This is a genomic window from Micromonospora sp. Utrum1 (assembly GCF_057197805.1).
This window is the reverse complement of the sequence record NZ_CM170071.1, coordinates 3,863,150-3,882,280: the sequence shown is the minus strand read 5'-3', so window position 1 is coordinate 3,882,280 and position 19,131 is coordinate 3,863,150. Positions and strand designations below refer to the sequence as shown.

12 protein-coding genes are annotated in these 19,131 nt (G+C 72.1%); 3 read left to right on the top strand and 9 right to left on the bottom strand.

The genetic code is table 11. The features are described 5' to 3' along the window. Nucleotides 1-125: 125 nt before the first annotated feature. Entirely contained in the window at nucleotides 126-1,709 is a 1,584-nt protein-coding gene (locus AC0OLQ_RS18235) for a glycosyl hydrolase family 79 C-terminal domain-containing protein (protein WP_484527192.1), read from the bottom strand. Between the two features lie 70 nt (nucleotides 1,710-1,779). Next, entirely contained in the window at nucleotides 1,780-3,465 is a 1,686-nt protein-coding gene (locus AC0OLQ_RS18230; RefSeq protein ID WP_484527191.1) for a glycosyl hydrolase family 28-related protein, read from the bottom strand. Nucleotides 3,466-3,831: 366 nt separating this feature from the next. On the opposite strand from AC0OLQ_RS18230, the gene AC0OLQ_RS18225 reads away from it, so the two are divergent. The 3 genes from AC0OLQ_RS18225 (at nucleotide 3,832) to AC0OLQ_RS18215 (ending at nucleotide 10,671) form a co-directional block, all read left to right on the top strand. Next, entirely contained in the window at nucleotides 3,832-7,581 is a 3,750-nt protein-coding gene (locus tag AC0OLQ_RS18225; RefSeq protein WP_484527190.1) for a glycoside hydrolase family 2 TIM barrel-domain containing protein, read from the top strand. Nucleotides 7,582-7,605: 24 nt separating this feature from the next. Beyond that, nucleotides 7,606-9,249 carry a glycosyl hydrolase family 79 C-terminal domain-containing protein gene (locus AC0OLQ_RS18220; protein ID WP_484527189.1) on the top strand — a complete coding sequence of 548 codons (1,644 nt, stop codon included), beginning with the start codon at nucleotides 7,606-7,608 and terminating at the stop codon, nucleotides 9,247-9,249. A gap of 234 nt (nucleotides 9,250-9,483) precedes the next feature. Next, nucleotides 9,484-10,671 carry a D-alanyl-D-alanine carboxypeptidase family protein gene (locus tag AC0OLQ_RS18215; RefSeq protein ID WP_484527188.1) on the top strand — a complete coding sequence of 396 codons (1,188 nt, stop codon included), beginning with the start codon at nucleotides 9,484-9,486 and terminating at the stop codon, nucleotides 10,669-10,671. Between the two features lie 24 nt (nucleotides 10,672-10,695). On the opposite strand, the gene AC0OLQ_RS18210 is transcribed toward AC0OLQ_RS18215, so the two are convergent. From AC0OLQ_RS18210 to AC0OLQ_RS18180, 7 genes are read right to left on the bottom strand one after another with little or no spacing between them, the layout of a single operon-like run. Beyond that, nucleotides 10,696-12,171, bottom strand: coding sequence for a mannitol dehydrogenase family protein (locus tag AC0OLQ_RS18210; protein ID WP_484527187.1), 1,476 nt, complete (start codon nucleotides 12,169-12,171; stop codon nucleotides 10,696-10,698). Further along, nucleotides 12,168-13,688: a UxaA family hydrolase gene (locus tag AC0OLQ_RS18205; RefSeq protein ID WP_484527186.1), complete on the bottom strand. Its 1,521-nt coding sequence runs from the start codon at nucleotides 13,686-13,688 to the stop codon at nucleotides 12,168-12,170. Before AC0OLQ_RS18205 ends, AC0OLQ_RS18210 begins: the two co-directional genes overlap by 4 nt. Before the next feature lie 22 nt (nucleotides 13,689-13,710). Next, the gene (manD, locus tag AC0OLQ_RS18200; RefSeq protein WP_484527185.1) at nucleotides 13,711-14,919 is read right to left on the bottom strand and encodes a D-mannonate dehydratase ManD; all 1,209 of its coding nucleotides are present in this window, start codon (nucleotides 14,917-14,919) and stop codon (nucleotides 13,711-13,713) included. Then, nucleotides 14,916-15,794, bottom strand: a complete 879-nt coding sequence (locus AC0OLQ_RS18195; RefSeq protein WP_357344178.1) for an ABC transporter permease — start codon at nucleotides 15,792-15,794, stop codon at nucleotides 14,916-14,918. Before AC0OLQ_RS18195 ends, manD begins: the two co-directional genes overlap by 4 nt. Then, nucleotides 15,794-16,723, bottom strand: a complete 930-nt coding sequence (locus tag AC0OLQ_RS18190; protein WP_484527184.1) for an ABC transporter permease — start codon at nucleotides 16,721-16,723, stop codon at nucleotides 15,794-15,796. Before AC0OLQ_RS18190 ends, AC0OLQ_RS18195 begins: the two co-directional genes overlap by 1 nt. Beyond that, nucleotides 16,720-17,862 (bottom strand): ABC transporter ATP-binding protein, encoded by a 1,143-nt coding sequence (locus AC0OLQ_RS18185; protein ID WP_484527183.1) that lies wholly within the window; start codon nucleotides 17,860-17,862, stop codon nucleotides 16,720-16,722. Before AC0OLQ_RS18185 ends, AC0OLQ_RS18190 begins: the two co-directional genes overlap by 4 nt. Next, nucleotides 17,859-19,082 carry an extracellular solute-binding protein gene (locus AC0OLQ_RS18180; protein WP_484527182.1) on the bottom strand — a complete coding sequence of 408 codons (1,224 nt, stop codon included), beginning with the start codon at nucleotides 19,080-19,082 and terminating at the stop codon, nucleotides 17,859-17,861. Before AC0OLQ_RS18180 ends, AC0OLQ_RS18185 begins: the two co-directional genes overlap by 4 nt. Between the last annotated feature and the right edge of the window lie 49 nt (nucleotides 19,083-19,131).

Genomic DNA, 19,131 nt, shown 5'->3' with positions numbered 1-19,131 from the left:
CGGTGAGTCGGAGGCCGCCGAGCAGGGTACGTCGACTGACGCCGCGCGGCGGCTGGCGCGGATCCGGCGCTGGACTCTGCATGTGCGGCTCCCGTGGGCGATGGTTGGTCCGGGCCTCCGGCCGGTCAGTGCGAGAAGGTGACGAGTTGCGCGGTGCCGGGCGCGACGCTGACGGTTGCCGAGCGGTAGTCGACCGGCACCACGGTTGATTCCGGCGTGGCGGTGGCGGTGCCGGCGGGCGAGACTTGCTGGCCGCCGAGGGTGATGCGGCTCGCGTCGAGGGAGGCGAGCCCGTCAGGAGCGCTGCTCCGGAGGGTCACCGCTCGCCCGTCGCGGTAGGCCGCCGGCAAATTCACCGCGACGGTGTCGGCGGTGCTGCCGACGACGGCGGGGTCCTGGACGTTGATGAGGACGACGGTGAGGGCGCCGTCGAGGCCCAGGACGGCGTACGCCCGGATCCGGTCGAGGGCGCTGTCGGCCAGGTCGAGGTCGACGAACTGGCCGGTGGGAACCTGGCGGAACGCCCAGATGCCGTAGTAGAGCGGGTTCGCCGAGAGCTCATCCGCGTCGAGCGCCGCCTGGCCGGCCGCGCAGAACGCGCCGTAGTAGCGGTAGGAGATCGGGTAGTCGGCGGACTCACGTGCCTTGAAGTCGCCGCAGATGGCGGCGGTGTTGGTGTGGAACTGCAGCCGGTCGACGCCGCTCTGGGCGGTCTGCAGGAGGTAGTCCAGCGACCAGAGCGCGGTGGCGTACGAGTTGCTGACCCCCGGCATCCCGCTGCACGAGGCGCTGTTCGACTCGTTGATCGTGGTTCGGACGGTGTCGTGCAACCGGGCGCTGACAGCCCGCATCCCGGCCAGCTTGGCACGGCTGTTGAAGTGCGTCTCCGCCGACATCAGCTGCGGGATCGTCATGGTCCGGCCGCTGCAGTGGCTCCAGGGGTACCAGTGCGAGGAGAGCTCGGCGAGCACATGCTGCGGGTTGACGGATCCATCGGCCAGCGCCGCCGTGACGAACTCGTCCTCCCGGGTGCTGCTCTTCGCGCCGCTCGGCGAGGGCCCGGCGATCCGCAACCGCGCCTGCGGCACGGCTGCGTGGATCGCATCCTGGTGCCGCCTCGCCGTCGCCCACATCTCGGCCCCGGTCAGGGTGGTGACGTTGTCGTACTCGTTGCCGAGTTCCACGGCCAGCAGGTCGTCGCCGAGGGTGTCGTAGGCGGCCTTGACCTCGGCCACCACCTGCTCGAGGCTGACGTCGGGCGACGGGTCCCGAGTGGGGTTTTTGATTTTGGACGGGTCGATGATCTTCTTGAGCGGTGCGCCGAGGGTGACCTTCCAGCCGGAGGCGTCCACCAGTTGCTTGAGGTGGTCCAGATCGGACTGGTCGACGGTGCCGCCGATCGCCTCCGGCGGGACCGGTGCGTCGGCCCACCGCCCGAAGGCAGGCCAGACCAGGTCCATCGAGTAGCCGCCCAGCCGGAGGACCCCCGGGCCCAGCGTGCGCAGCCGCTCGGCCATCCGCTCCCGGGTCAGGAACCCGTGCGCGAAGTCCGCCGACTCCACCGAGAACCCCTGGAAGTCCTCGGCCAGCCGGGCGTTGCCCCCATTCACCGTCGCCGTGAGGGTGAGGTCGGTGGTCACCGGCGCGGCGTCCCCGGCGACTGCTACGGCACCGGGGTACGCCGCCAGCCCGGCGACCAGCGCTCCCACGATCAGGCACCGCCGCAGCCGTCGTCCCGGCGTTCGACCTGGAAGGTGACGCATCTCGTCCTCCTGAAGGCTAGGGCCGACCGCGCTGGGCGAGATAGAGGTCCGCAACGGACGGCGCCGATCCGTGGTCGGCGAGCAGGGATTCCAGGTCGCCGGAGAAGTCGCGGGTCAGGCCGCTGCTGGTGTCTCCGACGCCCTGCACGCCGACGGTTGCGCTGCGCGGCGCCACGTCGGCGATCGTGATCGCATACGACCGGTCGTTGGTGATGCGGACGTTCCAGTGCGCCATGCGGGCGCCGAAGAGGGGCCCCGACGCCGCGGATCCGCCGACCCGTCCGTTGTTCTCCACCGTGATGTTGGTCCGGACATTCTCGAAGGGCAGCGCCCGGTGGGTGTCGAACGTCCCCTCGGCCATGCGCCCGCCGCGGTAGACGTTGCCGGCCGAGAGCCCCTCCAGGTTGAGGCCGTGGTGGATCGCCCCGGAGACGACCGGGACGGTGAACCGCTCGATCTCGAAGTCCTCCACCAGGTTGTCGTTCGACTGCATCCGGCAGGCGAAGCTGTGGTGGGCGGCCCGCCCGCCGACGGTGACCCCGGTGATGGTGATCGACTTGGCGGTGGTGAGCCCGAAGCCGAGATCGCAGTTCTCCACGCTGACGTCCCGCACCCAGCAGTCGTGGACCGCCTGGAAGCACACCCCGTTCGAGCCCGGGTGCCGGTTGTGCGCGGTCTGCGGGATGAGCTCGTTCCGGATCGTGAGGTCCTCGACGCCGGCGTCCGTCACAGTCGGCCCGATCCCGCGCAGCCGGGCCGGCCAGCCGGGCCGGAGGTCGTACTTGAGGCGCTGCGCCAGCCGGACCACCCGGTCGCCGAGCACCGCCTCCACCCGCACCGGCCACTGCAGGGTCGCGTACTGCACGTACTGCCCGCCGGATCCGGTGACGAGCTGGGGTGCGCCGCGGGGCCAGTCGTAGTCGCGGGTGCCGGGCACGTCGCCGGCGAGGTGCCGCAGCAGGCTCGCGTCCGGCGGGTTCTGGCACTCCAGCACGACCATGTCGCCGGGGGTCAGCCGGCCGGTGCCGGACACCACCAGGGTCCGCTGGCCCCGGGAGGCGCTGCCGACCTCGGCGAGCACGTCACCGAGCAGCCACCCCTCGGTCCCCGCGTAGTCCTCGGCCTCCGAGCGGGCGCGGCGCTCGGGCGAAACGAACCAGATCTGTCCGCCGGTCCAGGACCAGCGGCTGTTGCCGTTGGACTGGCGGTTCGGCCGGTAGCCGTCGTCGAGGGTATGCGTGAAGTGCAGCACGGTGGCGTCCCGACCGGCCCCGCGCAGCACCACGCCCGACCAGTGCATCCAGACCGGCCCGGAGAGCGTCCAGGTCCCCGGCGGTACCAGCACCACTCCCCCGCCGTGCTCGCCCGCGTGGCGTACGGCGGCGTTGAACGCCGTGGCGCAGTCCGTCCCGTCCGGCCGGGCGCCGAAGTCGGTGACCTTCGTGGTGACCGGCGGTCGCGGCGGCCGCCGGCCGAGCCGGTAGCCGGCGGTCGACACGTCCGGCAGCAACGGATGGCTGCCCGGCGCTTCCCGCCATTGCCGTAGGAGCTCCGCGGCGGCGTCGCCCGGCGGGGCGAGGCCGTCCGGCGCCGCCGCCCACGCCGGTCCAGCAGCGCCGGCGAGCGTCGTGGCGGCGGTGGCGGCCGCCCCCAGGCCGAACAGTCCGCGTCGGGTGATGGCGGGATCCGTCATCGGCGGCATGGCCTCTCCTCCGAACCTTCGTCGGGGACCGCGCGGACCTGAAACCGTTTGCGGTCCGACGTTCACGACACCAAACACTTGGCCGCCGGTCAATGCGTGACAAGCCTGAAACTTGTTTCAGTCCTGATCGACGTCCCCGGCGATCCTTGCCGGGTGCAAGCGTGAAGCCGCCGGTCGGGCGACCGAGCGAGCCGATCGCTGCGGCGCGTGAAACTTGTTTCATCCCCCCGGATGCATTGACGGGCGCCCGTACCCTTTGTTGCCATCAGGTAACCGCAAACGGTTTCAGAACTGCGGCACGCGGAGCGCAGGCACCTGACCGATGCGCGAGACCGCCCGGTCCGTCGAACCCGCGAGGACGCTGCCATGAGGATCCGGCTCCCCAGACCGATCGTCGCCTGCCTGTCCGCCTGCACCGCCGCGCTGGCGTTCGTGCTGGTCGCACCCCCCGCCGGCGTCGGCGCGGCCGAACCGTCCCTCCGGTTCACCGCGCCGACCGGCCGGCAGCTCAGCGGCACCGTGGACCTTGAGGTCGACGCTCCGCCAGGGACGACCGCCGTGCGGTTCTACCTGGACGAGGTGCAGCTGTCCGAGCTGACCGACGTCTACGCCAGACAGACGAAGACCGCGCCGATCTGGGCCACCGCGACCGATGCCACCTGGTTCCAGGACGGCGCCCACGACCTGCGGGCCGAGGCCGACACCCCGTCGGGCACCCGCAGCGTGACCAAGCGGGTCGTGACCGTCTCCCCGCCGCCCGGTCCCGGCATCCAGGGCCTCGATGGCGGATGGCGGTTCGCCACCGGCGCCGATCTGCCCGACGGCGCTCTGGACGGGGCCGTCCCGCCGGCGGTCCGGCCCGAGCAGGAGGCCGGCGACTGGCCGCTCATCGCCGTGCCCGACTCGGTCGGGGCGGTGCGGGCCGAGTGGAACGACGACAACGGCGTGGTCGGGGTCTATCGCCGGACGGTCGACCTCGACGCACCCGAGCTGGGCGAGCAGACCGCGCTGGTCTTCGAATCCTGCTTCTGGACCTGCCGGTACTTCGTCAACGGCGTGGACGTCGGCGCCAGCACCGGCGGATATCTGCCCACCCGGCTCGACGTGACCGGGGCGGTGCGGGCCGGTACGAACACGATCGCCGTCGTGGTCGACAACCGGGTCTCCACCATGGGCGAGTACGCCCGCCCGGTTCAGGGCCTGTACTGGAACTGGGGCGGCCTGCTCCAGGAGGTACGCCTCGAGCGCACCCCCGCCGTCGCGCTGACCGAGACCCGGGCCGAGGGCACCGCCGCCGGCCGGCTGACCGTACGCCCGACCGGGGTGAACGCGACGGGCTCGCCGCAGCAGGTGGCGGCGATGCTGACGCTCGACGGGCCCGACGGCCGGCGCGTGCTCGGCCCGACGCCGGTGAGCACCACGCTGCCCGCCGGCGGCGGCGCGGCGACGCCGATCGCGCTCGACGTCCCGGCTCCCGCGCTCTGGGACCTGGACCACCCGAACCTGTACACCGTGCGCCTCCGCCCGCTGGGCGACGCCGCCTGGCGGGAACTCGTCGAGCAGACCGGCTTCCGCACCGTCTCCGTCGACGGCCTCGATTTGCTGCTCAACGGCAAGCCGATCCAGGACCTGCCCGGGTTCAACCGGCACGCCGACTACCCCGGGCTGGGCCGTACCCAGCCGGACGGGCTGGCCGACCGCGAGATCAAGCAGCTGCACGACAAGGGCTTCCGCCTCTTCCGGCCCGCGCACTACCCCACCACCCCGGCCGAGCTGCGCGCCGCCGACCGGTACGGCCTGTTGGTCATCGAGGAGATCAACAACATCAGTTCGCAACCGGGTGGCTTCCTCGGCCGGCCCGACGTGCAGGAGTTCGGCAAGCGGACGTTGGGCCGGATGATCGACCGCGACCGCAGCCATCCCAGCCTCTTCGCCTGGTCGGTCGGGAACGAGAACGCCACCGAGACCGACGGCGCGGTCGACTACGTGCGCAACGTCATCGCCCACGGGCGCAGCCTCGACCCGACCCGGCTCTACACCCAGGTCTCCCACCGGCACACCAGCGACCGGGCGTACCCCTACCAGGACTTCTTCGCCACCAACTACTACGCCGGCTGGTACTCCACCCTGGAGAGCCTGACCTCGCATCTCGACGCCCTGCAGAAGATGACCGGCCAGCCCATCCTGCTCAGCGAGTACGGCGCGGAGGCCGTCCACCAGCGCCCCGGGGTGGGCCGCGGGACCGAGTACTACCAGGCCTTCGTGGTCGACGAGCACAACCGGTTGCTGAACAACCGCCCGCACCTCATCGGCAAGATGTACTGGACCTCCACCGAGTTCTGGTGCACCCCGACCTGGGGTTCCGGGCAGAACCCGGAGCCCGTCCCGCCCTTCCACACCAAGGGGCTCGACACCTTCTACCGCGAGCACAAGCTCGGCTGGCGGGTGATGTTCTCGCCGGTGCGCATCGCGCGGGCCAGCGTCCTCGCGGCACCGCTGGACCGGGCCGCGACGCTGCGCCAGCGGGTGACCGTCGTGGACGCCCTCGGCCACGGCGGCCGGGGGACGGTGGTGGTCGAACCACCACCCGGTTTCACCGCCGAGCCGGTGCCGTTCGCGGTGCCCGCCGGCGGCGAAACCACCGTCGACGTCACGCTCACCGGCACGCTCACCGCCGACCACGTCTCCTCGACCGGGTTCGTGCGGGCCGTCGTCGACGCCGACACCGAGGCCCTGCCGGTGCCCTTCACCGTGCGCAGCAACGACAGCGTGACCAGCCCGGCTGCTGACGACTTCACCTCCGGCACCCTGGACCCCGGCTGGCAGATCGTCCGCCCGGACGACTCCGGCTGGAGCCTGCGGGACCGGCCCGGCGCGCTGCGGTTGTCGACGCTGCGCGGCGGCGAGACGGGAGCCGGCGGTGACGGGCGGAACCTGTTCGTGCGTACCGACACGCCGCAGTCCGACTTCACCGCCACCGTCACCGTCGAGGCACCCGACCTCTCCGCCGACTTCCAGCAGGTCGGGTTCTACGCGTACGTCGACGACGACACCTACGTGAAGGCGGATCTCGGCTGGGTCGACGGGCGCCGGGCGCTGGAGTTCCTGAGCGAGTCGGGCGGGAAGATCGGCACCCGGTCGTCCGTGCCGTACGACGGACGGTCGGCGCGGCTTCGCCTGGTGCGCCGGGGCGCCGACGTCACCGCGGAGTACTCCGGCGACGGCGAGTACTGGTATCCCCTCGGCACCGCGAGCCTCGCCGGGTCGCCGAAGGTGGCGGTGCAGGCGGTCGGCGGGAACACCAACCCACCGGTCGTCCCCACGTACGTCGACGACCTGACCGTCCTGGCCTCCGGGCACGTTTCCGTGCAGGGCCTGGCCGTCCCCGGCCAGCCGCTGTTCACCGGCGAGGCGGGCCAGGCCTTGGTCACCGTCGCCAACGGCACGGACCGTCCGGTGCCGGTCGACGCGCGGCTGGCCGTACCGGAGGGCTGGACCTCGGGGTCGACGGCGCGCGAGGTGCCGGCGTTCGGCGCGGTGAGCATCCCCGTTTCCGTGACGCCGCCGTCGTCGCCGCAGGTGGCGACGCTCGCCGCGGTGGTGACGGCGACCGGCGCGCCACTGTACGGCCGGCCGGAGGCGCCGGTGGTGACCGCGCCGCGCGGTGACCGTGTGTCCTTCGCGCTTGACGCCGGTACGGCCACCAGCCCGCTGCTGCCGACCTACCGCCGATTGTCGCCGGCGGACGGCTGGGACGCGGGCCGGGGGTACGGCTGGGTCGGGACCGCGCCGCAGTCGCGCGACCGGGGCGGCCCGGACAACCTGCGCCGCGACATCGTGACCGGGCAGACGCCCGCGACGCTGCGGCTCGCCGTGCCGGCCGGTACGCACCAGGTCGCCCTCCTGGTGGGCGACGCCGGCTTCGCCGCCGACTCGATGACCGTCTCCAGCGGCGGTCGCGCCCTCGCGCATCTGGCGACGCCGTCGCCGACCGGGCAGTTCACCTGGCTGACGTTCCCGGTCGACGGAGGTGCGGACGGCCGCACCGTCGACCTCGACTTCGCCGCCGACAACGCCGGCCAGTACTGGCGGTTCGCCGCGCTCACCCTGTCCTGAACCCGAACCTGAGAGGCGTACCTGATGAGAAGACATCCGGCCCGCGGCGCCGCCGCGGTCGTGGCCCTGGCCGTGCTCGCCTGCCCCGGCGTGAGCGCCGCGGCGACCGCCGACCCGGCGGAGTCCCACGCGTCCGTACGGCTCGACCCGCGGCGGATGGTGGGCGGCGGGTCCGTCCCCGCGCACTTCGTCGGGTTCAGCGTCGAGTGGTCGCTGATCGAGCGGTACATGGGCCCGAGCGCCCGGCCCGCCTTCGTCAACCTGCTGCGCAACCTCGACACGGGCATGCTGCGCATCGGCGGCTCGTCGCAGGACATCGTGCGGTTCGACCCGAACGCGGCGAACGCCAACGACGTGATCACGCCGGAGGACCTCGCCGACATCCGGGCGACCCTCGACGCGACCAACGGCGACGGCGGCGACACCCCGCGCTGGGCGGTGACCCTCGGCACCGCCATGGCGCCGGCCACCGCCGGGCGGCCCTGGCGCGGCCCGGAGCACGCCAAGGCCTTCGTCACGCAGGGGGTCCAACCGGCGTTCGCCGGTGCCGACAACTACGTCGCCGCCGTGTCGCTCGGCAACGAGCCGGACCTCTCCTACGGCTACGACCTGCAGGAGTACCTGAGTGACTTCGCCGCCTACTCGCGCGCGGACGTCACCGGGCCGTACCCGCTCGTCACGCCGAACACCAGTGAGCCCATCTCGCCCTGGCGGAGTATCGCCGACGGCAGCGTGGAGACCCGCTTCTTCGGCGACTGGCCGGCCATCCTCGACGCCACCGCCGGGCCGACGAAGGCGAAGGCCGGCACGTTCGGCCCGTGGGCCGCCGACCACTTCTACCCGCTGGCCCGGACCTGCGCCTCCGACCCGTACCGCTGCCCGACCATCCCGGAGCTGCTCTCCGACGAGCGGCTGGACAACTTCGACTACCAGGTCTACACGCACGCCGACGAGGCGGCCCGCCACGGCCTCGCGTACCGGGTCGAGGAACTGAACACCGCCGCCGGACGCGGCGCCCACGGCGTCAGCGACGTCGCGGCCAGCGCGCTCTGGGCGCTCGACGCGATGTTCAACGCGGCCTGCCCTCAGCCGCCGCACGCCCCGTCGGTCAACGCCGAGTGCGGCACCGGCGCGATCGGGGTGAACTTCCACAACGCCGAGGTACGGGCCTTCTTCCACCCCGAGGAGGGCAACGGCTACTACAACGCGATCAACTTCGACCCCTCACCGGCCATGGGATCGCCGGCCCCTGCGCCGGAGTATTACGCGCTGCTGTTGTTCTCCCGGTTCGCACAGGGCACCACCGGGCTCCGGCCGGTGCCCGTGACGGTCAACGCCGCGCAGGGCGGGCAGGTCAAGGCCTGGCGCGTCGACGGCGCGGCGTCCGAGCGGCGGCTGTTCCTGATCAACAAGGGTGACCAGCCGACGTCGGTCGACGTGGCAGCGCCCGGCGCGACGTACGAGCTCGACCGGATGACCCCGGACGACCCGAGCGGCGCGGGCCGCACCCTCGACGCGCCGGCCGTACGCATCGACGGTCGGACCGTGTCGGCGGACGGCGCCTGGCCCGGCTTCCAGCCGACGGTGGGCACGACCGAGGCGGGGCGCGCCCGGATCACCGTGGGCGCTGGTGAGGCAGTCGTCCTCACGATGCACGGCCACGCCTGAGGCGGCACACGCACCCGGTGAGCGTGGTCCGGCATCCAGGATCACGATCACCGGGTGCGCCGCATAAGATCTCTGTTTCGCGATGGGCTGCGGCAACCGCATGCCGCAGCGGTCAGTTGCTGCGCAATGGCCGTCCGGCGCCCGTTCGAGGGGGATTGGGTTTCGTTGTCGGTCTACCATTCGGCGTCCTCGCTTCCGAACCGGTCTCGGTCACGCCGACGGCTGGTGGTCATCGTGCTGGCTGTCCTGCTGGCCGCGCTGGCGGCGCTGGCCGGCGTCCAGCTCACCCGGAAGCCGCCGCCCGCCGCGCTGCAGCTTTCGGTGCCGGCCGCACTGTCCATCCCCGGACAGGTCATCGGCGTGCCCTGGCCGCGGCAGGGCCAGGCGCAGCTGGATGTGGTGGGGCTCGGCACGCTGGGGCGGTCCGGCGGGCACGCGGCGGTCCCCATCGGCAGTGTCGCGAAGGTGATGACGGCCTACGTGGTGCTCACCGGCCATCCGCTCGAGGTGGGCCAGCCCGGCCCGGCCATCACCGTCACCGCCGCGGACGTGGCCGACTATCGTTCCCGCATCCCGAGCGGGCAGTCACTGGTGCAGGTGGCTGCCGGCGAGCGGCTCACCGAGCGGCAGGCGTTGCAGGCCCTGATGCTGCCGTCGGCCAACAACGTGGCCGCGATGCTGGGTAAGTGGGACGCCGGCAGTGTCGACGCCTTCGTGGCGAAGATGAATTCCACCGCCGCGCGCCTGGGACTGGCCGACACCCACTACACCGACCCCAGCGGGTTCGAGCCCACCACGGTCAGCAGCGCGGCGGACCAGACGATGCTCGCCGAGAAGGCGCTCAAGCTGCCCGCCTTCGCCGAGATCGTCGCGCAGCGGAAAGCGACCCTGCCGGTCGCCGGCACCGTCCGCAACTACAACGACCTGCTGGGCACCTACGGAGTGTTCGGGATCAAGACCGGGTCCACCGACGAGGCCGGCGGAAACCTGGTCTTCGCCGCCCGTCTCGCCGTCGCCGGCCGGACCCTCACCATCGTGGGCGCGGTACTGGGCCAGCCGGGCAAGGACACCCCGGAGCAGCTCGTGGCGGTCAACGCCGTCACCCGCAAGCTGCTCGCCGCGGCCAAGCGGCTCGTGCGGGCGTACGAGGTGCTGCCCGCGGCCGGCGTGGGCGAGGTCCGGGCCGCGTGGGGCGGGTCGGTCCCGGTACGGACCGCCAGCGCGGTGAAGGTCATCGGCTGGCCGGGGCTGCGGGTCACGGTCGCCGTCGAGCGGACAGCGCCCGGATCGCAGGTCCGCACCGGTCAGCACCTTGGCACGGTGACCGCCCGTACCGGCCTCGGTGCCGTGACGACCGACCTGCGCGCCGAGGCGGACATCGCGGGACCGTCCTGGTGGTGGCGGCTGACCCGTACGTCGTAGCGCGACTGCTGGCCGAACCGGGGCTCACCGGTTCACGGTGAGCCGCCCGACGTGTTCGGTCAGCGCCGCTCGGAAGCCGTCGTGCTCGGGGAGGTCCGCGCCGAAGATCTCCTCGACGCGGAGCAGCGAGTCGACCAGCCGCCCCGGGTTGCCCGCGCCGGCGGCGCGGGCGGCCAGTAGCCGGTCCGCCAGCGGGTCGTCGAGCGGCAACTCCCGGCCGCGCACGTCCCGCCCCTCGGCCACGTACGCCATCCAGGCCGCGACCGCGAGCGCCGCCTGCCGCGGCACGGCCCCGGCGGCCAGGCGGTCCCGGACGGTGCCGAGCAGCCGGACCGGCAGCTTCTGCGACCCGTCCATGGCCACCTGGACCGTCCGGTGCCGCAGTGCCGGATTGGCGAACCGCTCCAGCACCTGCCGCCGGTAGTCGGCCAGGTCCAGGCCGTCCGGCACGCGCAGGGTCGGTGCCACGTCCTCGACCATCAGCGCCTCGGCGGCGACGGCGAGCTCGTCGTCGGCGAGCGCGGCGGCGATCGTGTCGTGGCCACGCAGGGCGCCCAGGTACGCGAGCAGCGAGTGGGTGGCGTTGAGCATGCGCAGCTTGACCGACTCCCACGCGGCGACGTCGTCGGTGAGCACCGCGCCGGCGCGGTCCCAGGCGGGCCGGTCGGCGGCGAAGTCGTCCTCGATCACCCACTGGCGGAACGGCTCGGCCACCACGACGCCCCGGTCCTGCAGCCCGAGCGCCGCTCGGACCTCGGCGCGGTCGTCGTCGGTGGTGGCCGGCACGATGCGGTCGACCATGCAGGACGGGAAGCGTACCGACGCGGCGATCCAGTCGGCGAGCGGGCTCGCCTCGGCCGCCGGCAGCGCGTCCAGGAAGTCGTGCACCAGCCCGCGCAGGACCTCGCCGTTGCCGACCAGGTTGTCGCAGGAGAGCACGGTGACCGGCCCGGCGGCCCCGGCAGCCCGGCGCTGCAGCCCACGGACGAGCTGCCCGACGACGGTCCGCGGCGGCCGTCCCGTGAGGTCGGCGGCCACCTCCGGATCCGACCGGTCCAGCCGGCCGGTGCCGTCGCGGCGATAGCCCTTCTCGGTCACGGTGAGCGTGACGAGGTGTACGGCGGGATCAGCGATCCGGTCGACGACCGCCGCCGGGTCGCCCGCCCCGTGCAGCACCTCGCGGACGCTGCCGACGACGCGCAGCGCGGCGGCGCCGGAGCCACGCTCCAGCACCGAGTAGAGGCCGTCCTGCGGCGTCAGCTGGTCGCGTACGGACGCCGAGCGCTGGGTGACCCCGGCGATGCCCCAGTCGTCGCGGCCGGCCGCCGCCGCGGCGAGCTCGGTGAAGACGGCCTGGTGCGCGCGGTGGAAGGCTCCGATCCCGAGGTGCACGATGCCGACCCGCAGCGCGCGCGGATCCACCGCAGGTGGGGTGAACGCCCCGCCCCGTCCGAGCCGGTCCAGCGTGTCGAGGCGCAGCCGAGGCGCGGCGTCGCTCATAGCACGGCTCCCAACTGCCACGGGACGATCTCCTCGCCGCCGAGGCCCAACTCCTCGCTCGCGCTGCGACGGCCCGACGCCACGTCCAGCAGCAGGTCGTAGACCCGCCGGCCCATTTCCTCGACGGAGATGCCCTGCTCGACGACCGGTGAGCAGTCCAGGTCGATGTCGTCGGCCATCCGGCTGGCCAGTTCGGCGTTCGTGCCGAGCTTGACGGTCGGGACCGGGCGGCTGCCGAAGACCGAGCCGCGCCCGGTGGTGAAGCAGATGAGGTTCGCCCCGCCGGCGACCATCCCGGTCACCGAGACGGGGTCGTAGCCGGGGGTGTCCATGAAGACCAGCCCGGGCCGCGGGATCGGCTCCGCGTACCGGCAGACCGCGGCGAGTGGGCTGCGCCCGGCCTTCGCCACCGCGCCCAGCGACTTCTCCAGGATGGTGGTGATGCCACCGGCCTTGTTGCCCGGCGACGGGTTGGCGTCCATCGTGGTGCCCTGCCGCCCGGTGTACTCCTCCCACCACCGGATCCGCTCGAGCAGCGCCTCGGCCGTCTCCGGGCTCGTCGCCCGTGCGGCCAGCAGGTGCTCGGCGCCGTAGATCTCCGGCGTCTCGCCGAGCACGGACGTCGCGCCGGCCGCGACCAGGAGGTCCGAGGCCACGCCGAGGGCGGGATTAGCGGTGAGCCCGGACCAGCCGTCGGACCCGCCGCACTGCAGGCCCAGCACGAGTTCCTCGACCCCCACCCCGGTGCGCGTCGCGCCGGCGAGGTCCCGCATCATGCCCCGGACCAGCTCGACGCCGCGGGCCACCGCGGCGGAGGTGCCACCCAGCTCCTGGATGGTGTACGACGACACCGGCACGTGCTCGGCCACGCCGAGGTCGGCCATGAGCCCGGCCACCGCGTTCACCTCGCAGCCGAGCCCCACCACGACCAGGCCCCCGATGTTCGGGTTGCGGGCGTAACCGGCGAGGGTACGGCGCAGCAGATCCCACCCTTCGCCCTCGGCGGCCATGCCGCACCCGGTGCCGTGGGTCAGCGCGACGACGCCGTCGACCCCGTCCAGCCCTTCCGCGTCGTCCTCGGTGACCCGGGCGATCTTCCGGGCGACGGTGGCGGAGCAGTTGACGGTGGTCAGGACGCCCACGTAGTTGCGGGTGGCGGCCCGACCGTCCGGGCGGCGGTAGCCCTGGAACGTGCGCCGCAGGTCGGCGGGGAGCTGCGGGACCGGCCTGCCTTCCCCACCGGCCAGGCGGGCGGCCGCATCCTCCGGCATCCCGAGGTTGTGCACGTGCACGTGCTCGCCCGCGCGGATGTCCACCAGCGCCCGCCCGATCACCTGGCCGTACTTGCGTACCGGCGAGCCGGCGGCGAGGTCACGCAGGGCGACCTTGTGCCCGGCGGACACGTCCTCGCACAGGGCCGTGGCCGTCACCCCCGGCAGCACCAGCGGCTCCCCCGCGTTCATGGGCGTCGTGGCCACCGCGACGTCGTCGCTCCCGTACAGGACAACCAGACTCATGCCGATTCCTCGCTTCGCGCCCTCACCACGGGTGCACCGTGCCGTCCTCCAGCCGGTTGACCGGCAGGTACGCGGGCGAGTACGGATAGCGGGCGGCCGCCTCCTCGTCGATGTCCACGCCGAGGCCGGGCGCCTCCGCCGGGTGCAGGTAGCCGCCCTCGAAGTGGTACCCGTGCGGGAAGACCTCGTCGGTCTGCTCCGTGTGCCGCATGTACTCCTGCAGCCCGAAGTTGGGGATCGCGATGTCGAGGTGCAGGGCCGCGGCCATGCACACCGGGGACAGATCGGTCGCCCCGTGCGAGCCGCTGCGCACGTGGTGCAGGGCCGCGAAGTCGAAGATGCGCCGCAGGTGGGTGAGGCCGCCCGCGTGCACCACCGTGGTGCGGATGTAGTCGATCAACTGCTCGCGGATCAGCTGGGCGGCATCCCAGACGGTGTTGAACACCTCCCCCACCGCGACCGGGGTGGTGGTGTGCTGGCGGATGAGCCGGAAACCCTCCTGGAAGTCGGCGGGGACCGGGTCCTCCATCCAGGTCAGCGCGTACGGCTCCAGGCTGCGGCCGAGTCGCGCCGCCTCGATCGGAGTCAGACGGTGGTGCACGTCGTGCAGCAGCCGCAGGTCAGGTCCGAACTCGTCGCGGACCCGGGCGAAGACGGTGGGCACGTGCGCCAGGTACCGCTCGGTCGACCAGGTGGCCTCACTGGGCAGCGCCGCATCGGCCGGCTCGTAGAAGAGCTTGTCGCGGCTGACGCCGTAGGTCTTGGCCAGGCCGGGCACCCCGCACTGCACCCGCACCGCGCGGTAGCCGAGGTCGGCGAAACGGGCCACCTCGACGACGACGTCTTCCACGGTTTCGCCGTTGGCGTGCCCGTACACCGTCACACCGTCGCGGGACCGCCCGCCGAGCAGCTGGTATACCGGCAGGCCGGCCACCTTGCCCTTGATGTCCCACAGCGCGGTGTCCACCGCTGCGATCGCGCTCATCGTCACCGGGCCGCGCCGCCAGTACGCGCCCTGGTACAGGTACTGCCAGGTGTCCTCGATCCGCGCCGGATCACGGCCGATCAGCAGCGGCACGACGTGGTCGCGCAGGTACGACGCGACGGCCAGTTCCCGACCGTTGAGGGTCGCGTCACCGACGCCGGTGATCCCCTCGTCGGTGACGATCTTCAGCGTGACGAAGTTGCGTCCCGGGCAGGTCACGATGACCCGGGCGTCGGTGATCCTCACGGTTCCGGCTCCTCCTTGACCCGGGCGACGAGCTGGGTCGGGTTGACGTACCGGAGGGCGATCACGAGCAGCACCAGCATCATCGCGGTGTACATGACCGCCATCGCGTCCACCGACTGCTGCGCCCGGATGCCGGCCGCGGACATCGAGTAGTAGAGCGCGACGACGAGGGTCTGCGAGTCCGGGCCGGCGGTGAGGAAGGTGAGCTCGAACATGCCGACGGTCCGGACCAGGACGAGGATCGCCGACGCCAGCATCCCGGGCAGCAGCAGGGGCGCCAGCACGTGCCGGAAGACCGACCACATGCCGGCCCCGCACATCCGGGCCGCACTCTCGATCCGCGGGTCGATCTGCTCGATGAACGGCGTCATCGTCAGAATCACGAACGGCACCGACGGGACGAGGTTCGCCAGCACGACGCCGGAGAGGTGGCCGGCGAACCCGAACTTGTAGAGCACGGTCGCCAGCGGGATGCCGTAGGTGATCGGCGGCATCAGGATCGGGAGCAGGAAGACCAGGTAGATGGCCCGCTTCCCGGGGAAGTCACGGCGCGCCAGCACGTACGCCGCCGGGACGCCGATCACCAGCGACAGCCCCACGACGAGCAGGGACACCTCCAGGGTCACCTTGATCACCTGGAACAGCGCGAACTCGGTCCACGCCTCGCCGTACCACTTGGTGGTGTAGCCGTCCGGTAGCCAGGTGTTGAACCAGCGCTGGCCGAACGAGCTGACCAGCACGGACCCGACGATCCCCAGCAGGTTGAGGAAGAAGAAGATGACCGCGCCCCAGACCAGCCAGGCGGCGGGACGGGCGACGATGCGCCGCCGGGGCCGCACGTCGGGGGCCGCGGTTGCCGCGGTGGTGGTGACCATCAGCCCTTGCCTCCCGTGGATCCGGTGTAGAAGCGGGTGCGGGCGAACAGCACCACCGAGATGACCACCAGCTCGATGAGTCCCATGACCATCGCGATCGCCGACGCGTAGGGGTAGTCGTACTGCTCGTAGGCCGCCTGGTAGGCGGCGATGGAGATGACCCGGGTCTCCCCCGCCGGGTTGCCGACCAGGACCGCCGACGGGAACACGCTGAACGCGAGCACGAACGTCAGGCAGAACGTGGTGGCCAGCCCGGGCATCAGCAGCGGCAGGGTGATCATCCGGAACCGCTGCCACCAGCCGGCGCCGAGGGTCGCCGCGGCGCGCTCGAGCGTCGGGTCGATGCCGGACAGGTACGACAGGACGAGCAGGAACGCGAACGGGAACCCGGTGATGACCAGGGAGAAGAAGACGCCCCAGTAGTTGTGGACGAGCCGAACCGGTTCGTCGGTGAGGTGCACCGCGGTCAGCGCCCGGTTGAACCACCCGGTCGGGCCGAGGAAGTTCAGCAGACCCTGTGCGGTGAGCACGGTGCCGAGGGTGATGGGCACGACCAGCAGGATCGTGACCAGCCGCTTGCCGCGGAGCCGCCCCCGCATCCGGTAGGCGATGGGCACCGAGGCGGCCACGTTGAGCAGTGCGGCGGGCAGCGACAGGCCGAGCGTGGTCCAGATCGTCCCGCGTTGGTACGCGTCGTTGAAGAAGCGCGCATAGTCGCTGAACGGGCCGCCCTCCATCGGCTGGAACGACAGGCCCAGCCCGTAGAAGAACGGGTAGAGGAACAGCAGCACGACGAAGAGCAGCGCCGGTGTCAGCAGCCACAGGTGCCGGTCGACGCCACGTTCGGCGAGGCGGTGCTGCCAGTGGGCCCGCGTGCGCGGCGGCGGCCCGGCGGACTCCGCGACGGGGGTGGAGGTCGTGACACTCATCCGACCAGCCCTGGTTCCTCGACCGCGGCCGCCGCCGCTTCGGCGGGCGCCGTCGCGCCGGCCGGGTCCGCGGGGAAGACGAGCAGCCGCTGGGGGTCGATGCTCAGCGTCACCCGGTCACCGGGCGCGACCCGCTGGTCGGTACGCAGGTGGACCCGGAGGCCGGTGGCGGTCGCCGCCTCGGCCGCCAGTTCCCGCCCCTGGTACTCCACCACCTCGATCTCGGCCGGCACCGCGTTGGTCGTCGCGCCGGCCCGGTCGACCCGGACGTCTTCGGGGCGCACCGCGACCATCACGTCGTCGCCCGGCGCCGCCGGCCCGACCGGGTCGCCAACGAGCCGGACACCGTCCAGCTCGACGGCTACCGTTGCGTCGGCCGCCTCCCGTACCCGCATCGTCCAGAGGTTGCGGTAGCCCATGAAGTCGGCGACGTGCCAGTTGGCGGGGCGGGTGTGCAGCTCCTGCGGGGTCCCGATCTGCTGCACCCGGCCGGCCCGCAGCACGACGAGGCGGTCGGCGAGCGAGAGCGCCTCCTCCTGGTCGTGCGTCACGTAGACCGTGGTGAGCCCCAGCGACTGGTGCAGCCGGCGGATCTCGGTACGCATCTCGAGGCGCAACTTGGCGTCCAGGTTGCTCAGCGGCTCGTCCATCAGTACCAGCGACGGCTCCAGGACCACGGCGCGGGCGATGGCCACCCGCTGCTGCTGCCCGCCGGAGAGCTGGCCGGGCAGCTTGTCCGCGTGCTCCTCGAGGCGTACCAGGCGGACCGCCTCCTCGGTGCGGCGGCGGATCTCGTCCTTCGGCAGCCGCTGCATGCGCAGCCCGAACGCGATGTTTGCGCGGACCGACATGTGCGGGAACAGTGCGTAGTTCTGGAACACCATCCCGAAGCCGCGGCGCTCGGGCGGCAGCGTGTCGATCCGCCGGTCGTCCTGCCAGATGCTGCCCCCGGTCAGGGGCAGCAGTCCGGCGAGGCAGTTCAACGCGGTGGATTTGCCGCAGCCCGAGGGACCGAGGAGGGCGACGAACTCGCCCGCCTCGATCGTCAGGTCGAGGTCACGCAACGCGTCATGGTCACCGAAGCGACGCGACACGCCCTCGAGTCGGAGCCGGGAGAAGGCTTTTGTGCCGCTGGTCATCCCTGCTTGACCTTTCCGCTGCCGACCTCCCGGTCCCACCGGTCGAACGCCGCCACCAGCGCCTTGGCGTCCAGCGGCACCTCGGTCGGGTTGTTCGCGATGAGCGACTCGTACTCCGGCCGGCCGTAGTCCCGGATGGCGTCCTGGCTCTTCTGCGGCGCGTCCGACAGCTGGACGCCCTGCACGGCCGGGCCGGGGTAGAAGTAGCCGTCGTCGTAGGCCTTGGCCTGCTGCTGCAGGGTCAGCATGAACGCCAGCAGGGCCAGCACCGCGGCCTGGGTGTCGCTCGACACGCCCTTGGGGATCACCGCGTAATGCGCGTCGGTCACCCAGTGGAAGCCCTTCAGGGAGGTGACCTTGGCTTCCTTCGGCACGGTGCCGAGCACGCGGGGGTTGATGTCCCAGCCGGTGGTTGAGGCGATGATGTGCGCCGACCCGTTGGCCAGGTTCTTCATCGTCTCGCTCGTGCCCGACGGGTAGTAGTCGACGTACTGGTTGAGCTCCTTCAGGTAGGCCCAGGTCTTGTCCCACCCGTTCACCGGGTCCTTCGGGTCCTTGTCGCCGAGGACGTAGGGCAGCCCCATCAGGAAGGTGCGTCCGGGACCGGAGTTCGACGGTCGGGCGTACTGGACCTTCTTGGGGTGGGCCTTGGCGTAGGCGAGGAGTTCTTCCGCGCTGGTCGGCGGGGTCGACACGGTCGCCGGCAGGTATTCCAGCAGCGGGCCGGACGGGTAGTAGGTGACCGTCACGCCCGCGTTGCCGGCGAGCTTCTGCATCGCGGCGGCCGGCGCGAGGTAGTTGTTCATGCCGGTCAACCGGCTCTGAAACTTGGGCAGGACGTCGAGCCAGAGACCCTGGTCGATGCCGGCCGAGAGCCCGTCCACGCCGGTGAGCACCAGGCCGATGTCCACCCGGTTGGCGTTCTGCTGGGCCTTGATCTTGCCGGCCAGCTCTGGGGCGGGCGACTTGGAGTAGGTGACCCGGGAGATGACGTCCGGGTTCTTCTTGACGAACTCGTCGATCATCCCCTGGGTCAGCTGCAGGTTGCCCGCGACGTCGAGGACGTTCAGCGCCACGGCCTTCTTCGGCTTGTCGGGGACCTCGCCGTTGCTGTCGCCGCCGGCCCCGCCCGAGTTGTTGTCCGGGGCGCCGCACGCGGCGGTGACGGTCAGCAGGGACGATGCTGCGGCGATGAGGGCGCTCCGCCGGGTGATACCCATGAAATATCCCCTCTTTCGGTCGTCAGTCACGGTGGTGGTGGGTGGGACG